This window comes from Aliiroseovarius subalbicans (assembly GCF_022678625.1).
GTDB lineage: Bacteria > Pseudomonadota > Alphaproteobacteria > Rhodobacterales > Rhodobacteraceae > Aliiroseovarius_A > Aliiroseovarius_A subalbicans.
On sequence record NZ_JALBYQ010000001.1, the window covers coordinates 1,359,855 to 1,372,052 of the forward strand.

General features: G+C 54.1%; 7 protein-coding genes. 6 read left to right on the forward strand and 1 reads right to left on the reverse strand.

Going from position 1 to position 12,198, the window contains the following annotated elements; all coding sequences use genetic code 11:
* Positions 1-266 precede the first annotated feature (266 nt).
* From MN188_RS06850 to MN188_RS06875, 6 genes are all read left to right on the forward strand, one after another.
* The gene (locus MN188_RS06850; protein WP_242106886.1) at positions 267-3,539 is read left to right on the forward strand and encodes a helicase-related protein; all 3,273 of its coding nucleotides are present in this window, start codon (positions 267-269) and stop codon (positions 3,537-3,539) included.
* Complete coding sequence (locus tag MN188_RS06855; protein ID WP_242106888.1) at positions 3,536-4,222, forward strand: DUF4391 domain-containing protein; 687 nt, start codon at positions 3,536-3,538, stop codon at positions 4,220-4,222. The genes MN188_RS06850 and MN188_RS06855 overlap by 4 nt, the downstream gene beginning before the upstream one ends.
* Positions 4,219-6,243: a site-specific DNA-methyltransferase gene (locus MN188_RS06860; RefSeq protein ID WP_242106896.1), complete on the forward strand. Its 2,025-nt coding sequence runs from the start codon at positions 4,219-4,221 to the stop codon at positions 6,241-6,243. The genes MN188_RS06855 and MN188_RS06860 overlap by 4 nt, the downstream gene beginning before the upstream one ends.
* A gap of 4 nt (positions 6,244-6,247) precedes the next feature.
* On the forward strand, positions 6,248-9,322 hold the full coding sequence (locus MN188_RS06865) for a type III restriction-modification system endonuclease (RefSeq protein ID WP_242106898.1): 3,075 nt from the start codon (positions 6,248-6,250) through the stop codon (positions 9,320-9,322).
* A 218-nt stretch (positions 9,323-9,540) separates the two neighbouring features.
* On the forward strand, positions 9,541-10,284 hold the full coding sequence (locus MN188_RS06870) for a DUF6615 family protein (protein ID WP_289052999.1): 744 nt from the start codon (positions 9,541-9,543) through the stop codon (positions 10,282-10,284).
* The gene (locus tag MN188_RS06875; RefSeq protein WP_242106903.1) at positions 10,284-11,420 is read left to right on the forward strand and encodes a DUF4268 domain-containing protein; all 1,137 of its coding nucleotides are present in this window, start codon (positions 10,284-10,286) and stop codon (positions 11,418-11,420) included. The genes MN188_RS06870 and MN188_RS06875 overlap by 1 nt, the downstream gene beginning before the upstream one ends.
* 190 nt (positions 11,421-11,610) lie before the next feature.
* Here MN188_RS06875 and MN188_RS06880 read toward each other — a convergent pair whose 3' ends face one another.
* Positions 11,611-12,141 carry a uracil-DNA glycosylase family protein gene (locus MN188_RS06880; RefSeq protein ID WP_242106906.1) on the reverse strand — a complete coding sequence of 177 codons (531 nt, stop codon included), beginning with the start codon at positions 12,139-12,141 and terminating at the stop codon, positions 11,611-11,613.
* Positions 12,142-12,198 lie beyond the last annotated feature (57 nt).

The following is a 12,198-nucleotide window of genomic DNA, read 5'->3' on the forward strand; positions in this document are numbered from 1 at the left end:
CCAAGCCCCGATTGAGGGTGCCGGGTGCTCGTTGAAACCCTAATCAGATGATCAGCATTCATCGATCGCGCGCGAACCTGCGGGCTCCATATTCTGTGCTATGCTGATGCTGGCCGAAGAAGGCTGTTTTTGAGACGCATCAAATAGAGGCAGTGGCACGGAGTTTTGGACACGGACAATCCGTGTACATAGGTTGAATTTGGGCTGTGAACACAAGCCGTTAAGCGCTACGTTTACAAAAAATCATTCGGACTCAGGGCAATCTTTTGAAAATCATCGACAACATTTCTGTCCTTTTGGGAGATGAACTGAAAGCAGGGGCCGAAGCTGGTGCAAAAATCCGAGTGGCGGCCAGTTGCTTTTCGATCTTTGCATACGAAGCGCTGAGGGATGAGTTAGAAAGCGTTCAGGAACTCGAATTCATCTTGACGGATCCAACTTTCATTCCAAACGAGGCTCTAGGTCGATCAAAGAAAGAGAAGCGGGAGTTTTTCATCCCGAAACAGCTTAGGGAAACCGCACTCTACGGCACAGAGTTCGAGATTCATCTTCGCAATAAGTTGACCCAAAAGGCCATTGCACGACAATGTGCGGATTGGATCCGGGAAAAAGCCACCTTCAAATCTAACGCAACAGATGCACCGATGCAGCAGTTTGCGCATATCGAAGCACGAAAAGGTAACCGAGTTTTCTCGCCAATCAGCGGGTTTTCAGCGGTCGACTTGGGCTACCAGCCAGGCAACGCTGTGTCGAACTTCACCCATGCTTTCGAAGACGATCTGTCTGCAAAGACATATCTTTCCCTGTTTGACCAGGTTTGGGCCAATCCTGCTAACGTCCAAGATGTGACAGAACAGGTTCTTCAACACATTGAGGCCGTTTACCAAGAGAATTCGCCGCAAAGAATTTACTTCCTGATCCTGTACAACATCTTCAGGGAATTCCTTGAGGAGGTTGATGACGATGTGCTTCCCAACGACCAAACTGGATATCTGGATAGTCTCGTCTGGAATAAGCTATTTAACTATCAACGAGACGCTGCCACTGGGGTCATCAACAAACTAGAAACGTACAATGGCTGCATCCTTGCGGACAGTGTTGGCCTAGGAAAGACTTTCACCGCGCTTGCGGTAGTCAAATATTATGAACTACGGAACAAATCTGTTCTGGTTCTCTGCCCCAAAAAACTCGCCGACAATTGGCGCAACTATAATACGAACCTTAAGACAAACCTATTTGCAGCCGACCGCTTCAACTACGACGTCCTCTGTCACACCGACCTCTCCAGAACATCGGGCGAGTCACTGGGCATCCCACTAGACCGGGTCAATTGGGGCAACTATGATCTGGTCGTCATCGATGAGTCTCACAACTTCCGAAATAACGATGTCTACAAAGATCGGGAAACTCGCTACCAGAAGCTGATGAACAAGGTCATCAGATCCGGCGTGAAGACGAAGGTTCTGATGCTTTCCGCGACCCCCGTTAACAACAGGTTCACCGATCTTCGCAACCAGCTCGCATTGGCCTACGAAGGGCATTCGGACACGTTGAGCCGAAACCTGAAGACCAAGTCTAGTGTTGAAGATATCTTCCGAAAGGCCCAAACCGCCTTCAACTCGTGGTCTGAGCTTCCCCCAGCGGAACGCACTGCACAATCCATTCTTAGAGCACTGGATCTTGATTTTTTTGAGCTCTTAGACTCGGTGACGATTGCGCGTTCTCGCAAGCATATCGAGCAATTCTACGACACGGCCGACATCGGGCAATTCCCCGAGCGTAAAAAGCCAATTTCCCATCACCTCCCTATCACGTTCCGCGAGGATGTCGTGGGGTTCGACGAGATATATGGCGACTTATCCCTGCTAAAAATGGCTGTCTACGCTCCGGTAAACTACATTCAGCCGAGCCAGCTTCGAAAATATGAAGAGCTCTACGACACCAAGACGGAGGGCTCCAAAGGCACGTTGCGCCAGGCCGACCGAGAGCGAAGCCTACAAGCGCTGATGACGACGAACCTTCTGAAACGCCTTGAAAGCTCAGTCGAGGCTTTCCGACTTACATTGGGTGCGCTGGACCGAAACATCGGCGCTATGCTGGATGCAATCGATCGCTTTGAGGCGAGTGGCGGCAACGGTAGGATTGAAGACGTTTTCAATGACGTGGACAACTTGGACACCGACGATGACGACCTGTCGGGGCTCGGCGAATTTACCATCGGCAAGAAGATCCAGATCGACCTCGCTGACATGGATATCCCAACGTGGAAAGTCGACTTGGGCGGTGACCGTGAGATCATTCAAGGCCTGTTGACCGAAATGGATAAGGTTGGCGTCGCAGAGGACGCCAAACTTCAGCACCTGATTGACGTCATCAAGCAGAAGATGGCCGCCCCCTTGAACCCTGGCAATCGCAAGGTTCTGATCTTCACAGCCTACGCAGATACGGCGGAATACCTTTATCGACATGTCGCACCAGCCCTGAAGGCTGCGATGGATTCCGAAACCGGCATCGTCACGGGCTCGGGCAACCCTAAAACGACCTTGAAGCCTCACTACGACTTCCAGTCTGTTCTGACGCTCTTCGCCCCCAAGGCGAAAGAGAAGGCGCTGATCATGCCAGAGGTGCCAGAAGAGCTGGACATCCTCATCGGCACCGACTGCATTTCCGAAGGGCAAAACCTGCAGGATTGCGATTATCTGATCAATTACGACATCCACTGGAACCCGGTCAGGATCGTTCAGCGGTTCGGCCGCGTAGATCGCATTGGATCGCCCAACTCTGCTATCCAGCTGGTAAACTATTGGCCGGACATCTCGCTGGACGAATACATCAACCTCAAAGAACGCGTCGAAAACCGAATGCACATCGTCGACCTCGCAGGCACCGGCGAAGACAACGTATTGACGGCCAAAAGCAGCGATACCGCCTATCGCAAGGACCAGCTACAGCGCCTTCAGGACGAGGTGATCGAGCTGGAGGACGTCAAGACGGGTGTCTCAATCACGGACCTTGGCCTCAACGACTTCCGCATGGATCTGCTCAACTACACCAAGGAACATGGCGACCTGTCTGGCCAGCCCAAAGGCCTGCACGCCATCGTCCCAACCAACCCTGCCAAGGGGCTGCAGCCCGGTGTGATCTTTGCCCTGCGCAACATCCACCCGGATGTGAACGTCAACCAACAGAACCGTCTTCACCCATACTATCTGGTCTATCTCGACAACGACGCACACGTCATCGCCGACCATACCGAGGTAAAACGCCTGCTCGATTTGATCCGTGCAAGCTGCAAGGGGCTGGATAAACCGCTCAAAACCCTCTGTGACGCCTTCAACGCTGAAACCCGCGACGGGCGCGAGATGGGCAAATACTCTGAACTGCTAAGCGACGCGATCAAATCCATGATCGAGGTGAAAGAAGAACGTGACCTCGACAGCCTCTTCTCGGGCGGGCACACCACGGCGCTGACACACACAATCGCGGGGCTCGATGATTTTGAGCTTCTTGCCTTCATCGTCGTGAGGGAGGAGGCATGACGGCACTGTTTGACTACCCCAAAGCCACGCTTCTAAAACGGGTTGTGCCCAAGACGCGGATATATGACCGCGTGCGCGCCAGCACTGCACTTAGGGACAAATTCGTCACTCAGGTGGATCAGATCTCATGGCGCGCCAAGCTGGCCCCTGAGACGATCAACCTACCTGCCACCAAATCTGTGCCGGAAATTCAGGTGTTCCGCGTCACGCTCAAATCCGACTCAGTGCACGATGACGTGCTCAAAGGCATCGACCGCGCCATCCCTTTTCCGATCCTGTTCGAGCTGGAACAGGACGGCCAGATCCAAATCGCCGCCGCCCACAAACGCCCGTCTGAGGCGGACGCGGCAAAATGGGTGCTCTCGGACTATCTGCGCTCGGACTGGTTGCCGATCGATACGCCCCGCAGCCCATTGCCAGTGGCGCTGAACCTTGGCGTGCTTTATGAACAGATCCTGACGGCGCTTATGCCGATTGTGCCGCAAACGGCGGAATCCTTGAGCACGCGGATGGACCGGACGCACGCGCTAAAAACCAAAGAGCGTGAGATCAGCCAGCTGAAATCCAAGTTGAAACGCGAGACGCAATTCAACATCAAAATGACACTGCACGGTCAGCTGCGTGAGGCGCAGGCAGACTTCGAGCATCTGAAAAAGCCGGAAAAGGCAGAGGGACGAGAATGAGTGACGAGATCGAAAAGCTGAAAATGCACAGCCCTGACCTGACGCAGGACAATATCGCCAAGATCCGCGCGCTCTTCCCCGGCTGCGTGACCGAGGCGGCGGGTGAGGATGGCAAGTTGCGCCTGGCGGTGGATTTTGACCAGCTGCGTCAGGAATTGTCGGACAGCATCGTCGAGGGGCCGCAGGAACGCTATCACCTGAACTGGCCGGGCAAGCGCGAGGCGCTGATCACCGCCAACGCCCCTATCGCCAAAACCCTGCGCCCCGCGCGCAATGAGTCCGTGGATTTCGACACCACCCAGAACCTGTTCATCGAAGGCGACAACCTTGAGGCGCTGAAGCTGCTGCAAGAGACCTATCTGGGTAAGGTCAAGATGATCTACATCGACCCGCCGTATAACACGGGGAAGGACTTCATCTACTCGGATAACTTTTCAGAGGGCTCAGACGCGTTTCTTACAAGGTCCAACCAAGTCGATGAAACCGGAAACCGATTGGTCGCAAACACGCTCTCAAACGGACGGTTTCACTCCGATTGGTTGTCCATGATGTACTCACGTCTGAAATTGGCCAGGAACCTGCTTGCCGATGATGGTGTAATTCTTGCATCGATCGACGATGCAGAAACCGCCAACCTCAAACGACTGCTGGATGAAGTTTTTGGGGAAGACAACTTCATCGATACAATTGCGGTTGAGATGTCGACCACTTCCGGCCCAAAAACGGTTAACGCCCAACAAGGTACAATCGTAAAAAACGTCGAGTTTGTGCATGTTTACAGAAGAACAGCTGAGTTTGACAAAAAACCACACACACCTCTTTTTGATGGCATCGACACCTACGACACGCACTATTCAGTGTGGCTGAACAATGATGGAACTCTGGGAACGCTATCCGAAAAGCTTCTTGCCGACGAAAAAGTAGGCGCCGACATTAAGCGTTTTGATCTGTTGCGCCGGAATGCCTTCAGCATCAACGATATAAACCAACTCTTGGCACTTTCCGAAGCTGCGAAAGAGTTTATCGACTCAAATCTAGAAAGCATCGCTCGTATCGACCGCCCGCCAGTTTCTGCGGGAGGGCAGACCCCGCCCATGGGTCGTTGGGAAAAGTTTGAGGCCGAACATCGTACTTACTATTTGACGACACTCCAAAATGGAACGCTTCAAGCGCTTATGCCGCTATCGCTGAACTTTAGAATGTCCGATGACTACAAACCTCGCTTCGGCAGGACGGTTATCCGTGGTGACCTTTGGAAAGGGTTTCATCAGGACATGGGGAACGTTGCGAAAGAAGGCTCAATGGCCTTTGCCAATGGGAAGAAACCGGTTCGATTGATTAAGCAACTAGTCAGATGGGCTAACAACTCCGATGGTGGCATTGTCATGGATTTTTTTGCAGGTTCGGGCACCACAGGACATGCCGTCATGCAAGCAAATGCAGAGGACGGACAAGCCCGAAAATTTGTGCTGGTTCAACTTGACGAGGAACCAGACCCAAAGTCTGAGGCTGCAAAAGCTGGGTTCAAGACAATCGCGGAAATATCTCGGGAGCGCCTTCGTCGTGCAGGCTCAAAGCTGCTCGAAGGCGAGTGTCACAGCGAATGGAACAAGGACGTAGGCTTTCGCTCGATCAAGATCGACAGCTCAAACATGGCCGATGTGTTCTACACGCCGGATCAGACCTCTCAGGCAGACCTGCTTTCGCGCGTGGACAATATCAAACCCGACCGCACGGCCGAGGACCTGTTGTTCCAAGTCCTGCTCGACTGGGGCGTTGACTTGACCCTGCCCATCCGCCGCGAGACGGTTCAGGGCAAGACCGTCTTCTTCGTCGACGACACCGCCCTGATGGCCTGTTTCGACGATGGCATCTCCGAAGACTTGGTCAAAGAGCTGGCAGGCCACGCCCCAATGCGGATCGTGTTCAAGGACACAGGCTTTGCCGACGACCAGACCAAGATCAACGTGCGCCAGATCTTCAAAGCCATGTCGCCCGACACCGAAGTAAAGGCGATTTGACCCCATGAAGATCAAGTTCAAGTCGCAAGACTATCAAACCGCTGCGGTAGAGGCCGTGGTCGATTGTTTTGAGGGTCAGCCCAACACGGCGGCCCAGGTCTACCGCATCGATCCCGGTGTCCGCGCGCAGATGCGCTCCGACGAAGACGGTTTTCGCAACGCCGATCTGGCCATGCCTATGTCCACGGTGCTGGAGAACATCCGCAAGGTGCAGCAGCGCCAGAACCTGCCCTTGTCGGAAAGCCTCAGCGTGTTTTTCGATCACAAGGGCAGACCGAAACCGGCCAGCTACAAACCGGGGTCTGCGATCAATCTTGATATCGAGATGGAGACCGGCACGGGCAAAACCTATTGCTACATCAAGTCCATCTTCGAGATGAACAAGCGCTACGGCTGGTCCAAGTTCATCATCATGGTTCCCTCGATTGCGATCCGCGAAGGCGCGGCCAAGTCGTTGGAGATGACGGCAGAGCATTTTGTCGAAGGCTACGGCAAGAAGGCGCGGTTCTTCATTTACAACTCCAAGCGGCTGCATGAGTTGGAGAGCTTTTCCTCGGACGCGGGCATCAACGTGATGGTGATCAACGTGCAGGCGTTCAATGCGAGCGGCGCTGACAACCGGCGGATCTATGAAGAGCTGGATGATTTCCAGTCGCGCCGCCCCATCGACGTGATTGCCAAGAACCGCCCCATCCTGATCCTCGATGAGCCGCAGAAGATGGAAGGCACGGCGACACAGAACGCGTTGCCCAAGTTCAACCCGCTGTTTATCCTGCGCTATTCCGCGACCCACAAGACGGTCCACAACAAGGTGCATCGTCTGGATGCAGTCGACGCATTCAGCCAGAAACTGGTCAAGAAGATCGAAGTGCGCGGCATTCAGGCCAAGGGTCTGACCGGCACAAATGCGTATCTCTATCTGGAAGGCATCCAGATTTCCAAAAGCGACCCGGTAGCGCGGGTTGAGATGGAGGTGAAAACCAACTCCGGCATCAAGCGGGTGCTGCGCAAGGTCGAGAAAGGTCGCAACCTGTTCGATCTGTCCAAGGGGCTTGATCAATACCGGGATTTCGTCGTCTCTGACATCGACGCTCGCGTGGACGAAGTGCATTTCACCAACGGCGCAGTCCTGAAGGCTGGTGAAGCAAGCGGGGACATCACCGAACGCGACATCCGCCGCATTCAGATCCGCGAGACGATCTCTGCCCATTTTGAACGCGAAAAGCAGCTCTTCGCCAAAGGCATCAAGGTGCTGTCGCTGTTCTTCATCGACGAGGTCGCCAAATATCGAGACTACGACGCTGAGGATGAAAAAGGCGAATACGCTCGGGTGTTCGAAGAGGAATACGAAGCGCTGAAAGCCGAGTATCTTGGCGAGTTGCCCCTGGAAGATGAGGCCTACCGGAAGCACCTAGACGGCATCGACGTCGGTGCGACCCACAACGGTTATTTCTCGATCGACAAGAAGGGACGGCAAGTCGACCCACAAGTTGTAGCTCGAGGGGAACTAGCGGGACAAACGAATGATGTTTCAGCCTATGATCTGATCCTAAAAGACAAGGAGCGGCTACTTTCGTTCGGGGAACCGACGCGGTTCATCTTCTCCCACTCCGCGCTGCGCGAGGGCTGGGACAACCCCAACGTCTTTGTGATGTGCATGCTCAAGCACAGCGACAACACCATATCGCGTCGTCAAGAAGTCGGCCGGGGTCTGCGCATTTCGGTCAACAAGAACGGCGATCGTATGGACCACGCATCAACCGTGCATAACATCAACATCCTGACCGTGGTGGCCAGCGAAAGCTACAAAGACTTTGTTGGTGGGCTTCAGAAAGAAATCGCCGAGAACCTGTCGGAGCGCCCCCGCCAGGCGAACGCAGAATACTTCGAAGGCAAGTCGATCATGGTGAACGGCAGCGAAGCCACCGTTTCCAGGGACATGGCCAAACGCATCGAGCGGTATCTCGTCAAGAACGACTACATCGATGACAACGATGGCATCACGCAAGCGTATCATGACGCGCGTGAGGCGGGCACGCTGGCTTCACTGCCCGATGAACTCCTCGACCAACAGGAACAGATCCTGCAGCTGATCGATACCGTCTTCAACGGAAGCCAGCTCGAGAACATGATGGGCGATGGCCGCAAGCCTAAAGCGATCCCGCGAAACAAGAACTTCGAAAAGAAGGAATTTCAGGAACTTTGGCAGCGCATCAACCGGAAGGCCGTTTATCAGGTCGAGTTTGACTCCGATGATCTGGTTAAACGCTGCGTCGATGCTTTGGACCGGGATCTCGTTGTCTCACCACTGCAATACGTCGTTACTGAAGGCCAGCTTTCAGATGAGCTAACCGAGGCCCAGCTTCGAACAGGAGCTGCATTTAAGCAATCAGGTATACGCAGTGAGGAAAGCAGTTCCGCACACTCGCTCGTTTCATATGACGTCATCGGCAAACTTGCGGAAGGCGCGGATCTCACGCGGGGAACGATTGGGAGAATCCTGACCGGCATGAGCGCTGCAAAGTTCTCGACGTTCCAGGCCAATCCGGAACAGTTCATCTCTGAGGCCTCACGCATAATCAAAGAGCAGAAAGCCACGACTGTCATCGAGCATCTTACCTATGATGCAACTGCCGACAGATACGACACCGATATTTTCCCCGCGACCCAGAGTGGCACTGATCTGACGCAGGCCGTCGGGAAGTTGCGAAACCACATTTACGACTATGCTGTTGTCGACTCCGGGGTCGAACGAAAATTTGTCGAAGACCTGGATACAAGCGATGAAATCGTCGTCTATTCGAAGCTACCGCAGGGGTTTCTGATCCCCACGCCCGTCGGTGACTACAACCCCGACTGGGCGATAGCCTTTAAAGAGAAATCGGTTCAGCACATCTATTTTGTCGCGGAAACAAAAGGTTCTCAGCCGTCTCTCAAGTTCCGCGAGTTGGAGCGCGAGAAAACTAAGTGCGCCAGAAAGTTCTTCGCGGAGATCGCGAACAGCGTCCCAAATGATCGGATAAAATACGATGTCGTGTCGGACTTTTCCGAGCTCATGTCTGCAGTTAGGGGCATATAGCGATGCTTGAAGAGCCCATTTTCTGCGTTGATCTGTACCAACACCGTTTGCCACGTCTGTTAATGAACCACATTGCGGATTAAGACAGCCTTAACCCCCACTTGTAAAAAACGAGATCGAATGCGCGGGTGTTGTGATCATGAGGGTGGCCTAGCGGCTCGGGACATCGCGGCAGTTAAGGCGCGTTGTCGGTCATTGGTTCGTTTCGAGGTTTGTTAATGGCGACACCTATCACTCTTCGCGACTATCTACGTAGGCGTGCAGCATGGGTTTGGAACGAACAGGGGCATGCTTTCACGCGCGGCTTGTCACTCCAGGAAGAGACTCTCACCGAAATGCTGTTGCTTCGGATGGCCCGTGATCATGCCAAGCACGGCTTGAGCGTAGCGATGTTCAATAAAACTGAGGAAGGCATCAACGGTGCCGATTGGGAATGGATCGTGCGCACGCCGTGGTGCGATCTTGGCCTCCGCGTCCAAGCCAAGAGATTGTATCACGCCAGCAAAGGATCGGACTATGGCGGCTTAGACCCCAAATCGGGACAATCAGCAAAATTGATTGCCAACGCGGGAACGAGCATCCCGCTCTATGTTTTCTTCAACCACGACCACGGCACTAACTCCAGCCTCCTCAACGGGGGCGGAGAACACCCTTATCGGGGGCGAAGCTATTGGGGGTGCTCGATCGCGTGTGCCAAGAAAGTCGAGGCCGAGAAGAGCAACGCTCTAAGCAAGCTGAAGAAGCATTCTAAGCCCTGGCACCGCCTATTCACACCGTCCGGCAACTGTAACGCGATGGGCGCACTGGGCATTGATCCTGGCGAGGCAGATCGCTCGATGCCAGGAGATAGGCGTCAGATTTTTGAACGCATCCGCGACCGTAATTTTATGTCCCAGTACATTATCCAGCATGATCTGGCTGGTGTTGCGATAATAGATTTCTCCGATTTTCGAGGTGAGTGATGTTCCGTGTTGATTTGAATCAAAACCGTTTGTCCCGCCTGACCCAGAAGCGCTTTTCTGACTTGAACCTACGTGAGCGTGACCACTTGCAGGAGTGGCTGGCCAACCAACCTGACGCCCTTGGTGAGGAATTGCTGATCATTCAGAAAGAGTTCGACGGGTTTGATGAAACCCGTGAACGCTTGGATCTGTTGGCGCTCGACAAGGACGGAAACCTCGTTGTGATCGAGAACAAGCTTGATGACAGCGGCAGGGATGTCACCTGGCAGGCGCTGAAGTACACCGCCTACGTCTCGGGCCTAACCAAGACGCAGATCGTCGATATCTACCAACAATACCTCGACCGCTATGCGGGCGGTGGCAATGCGGCCGTGCGGATCTGCGAGTTCATGGAAGTCGAGGAGTTAGAAGAGACCGTCCTGAACCCCGGCAATGACCAGCGCATGATTTTTATCGCAGCCAACTTTCGGCGCGAGGTCACGGCAACGGTCCTGTGGCTCCTCAGCCGCGGAATTCGCGCACAGTGCTTCAAGGTGACCCCGTATTCGTTTGGCGACGAGCTGATGGTCGACATTCAGCAGATCATACCCACGCCTGAGGCTGCCGACTTCATGATCGGAATGTCGAGCAAAGAAAATGAAGAGAAAGCCATCCAAGACACGCAGAAAAAGCGGCACAAGCTGCGCTTGGACTTCTGGGAAGCGGCCCTTGAACAGCTGCGTGTCGACGGCGTAACACTTTACCAGAATATCAGCCCGACCAAGGATCATTGGCTCAGCGCAGGATCTGGGACCCGGTCTTGCCCCTATCAGATGATCTTCTCGAGAGATGAAGCACGGGTCGAGATAAGCTTGCAGCGTTCTGAAACCGCAGAGAACAAATGGCTTTTTGATCAGTTATATGGACAGAAAGACACGATCGAGGCGGCGTTCGGTGCAAAGCTTGATTGGCGGCGCATGGACGACAAAAAGGCCAGCCGCATCGTCTACGCTCAACCCTTTGACGGCTTCAACCGGGAAGCATGGCCCGAGATGATTGGTTGGCTCGCGGCTCATATCCAAAAATTGGAAGCTGCCTTCAGCGAACCGCTTTCGCGCCTGAACCGGCAAGTTCGATCGCAAGATGAAACAATCTAACTGACAACCCAGTTTTCAGCGATGAAGGCCAGGACGGGAATCCCGCCCTGGCGCTCAGGTCACTCACTCGGTGACCGGATCTTCGTCCCGGCGCGGAAAGGAAATCATTTCGACGTCGGGGATCCTATCGGGAGTTCGACCTCAGAACAGAGGCAGCCCAATTTCGCACGCTTTGGGCCGTCCGCCGACTTCACTCAACTGCAGCGAATTGGTCTTCAGCCCAGCGACGGATTTTTTCTTCTCGCGGCATGCCTCGATATTGGCGCGGAATATTCCAGGCTTGGGCTGATGGGTGCCCTGTTCGGTAGGCTCTTATGTCAGGCATATGCGCTTCAAACACTTCGTGGGCGAACTGTGCCGCCTTTCCCAGATAAACGATGATTTCGGGCTGAACGCGTTGCAAACGGGCAATGAGCCTAGCTCGGTTCTCGGGTGCAAGAACATCCTGTTTGCGTGGCTGCGTGCTCCCATCGTATCCCTCGCGCTCGGGATATCGTGGCAGTGAGTGTGCATTGACTAAGCTGTAGGCATCCAGTTGCGGCGATGGAAAAACCAGCGGATGCAGGACCTGCAAGCGTCGCAGCATGATTTCAAGATTTTGTCCGGACTGCCCTGCGAAAGGCCGTCCGTCCCGTTCTTCTTCACGTCCAGGACAGGCCCCGACCAGCAGTACTCTTGGATGTACATCGACAAATCTGAAATCAGCAGCGTTCCTACACATCTCGAAAACCTAGCCGACCATGATCGGAAACCCAAGGGCACTGGCGACGGGGTGCGA

Bases quoted from the DNA above. Each gene is read 5' to 3' on its own strand.
- MN188_RS06855 (WP_242106888.1), top strand. From the start codon at position 3,536: ATGACGGCACTGTTTGACTACCCCAAAGCCACGCTTCTAAAACGGGTT.
- MN188_RS06860 (WP_242106896.1), top strand. From the start codon at position 4,219: ATGAGTGACGAGATCGAAAAGCTGAAAATGCACAGCCCTGACCTGACG.
- MN188_RS06865 (WP_242106898.1), top strand. From the start codon at position 6,248: ATGAAGATCAAGTTCAAGTCGCAAGACTATCAAACCGCTGCGGTAGAG.
- MN188_RS06870 (WP_289052999.1), top strand. From the start codon at position 9,541: ATGGCGACACCTATCACTCTTCGCGACTATCTACGTAGGCGTGCAGCA.
- MN188_RS06875 (WP_242106903.1), top strand. From the start codon at position 10,284: ATGTTCCGTGTTGATTTGAATCAAAACCGTTTGTCCCGCCTGACCCAG.
- MN188_RS06880 (WP_242106906.1), bottom strand. From the start codon at position 12,141: ATGTGTAGGAACGCTGCTGATTTCAGATTTGTCGATGTACATCCAAGA.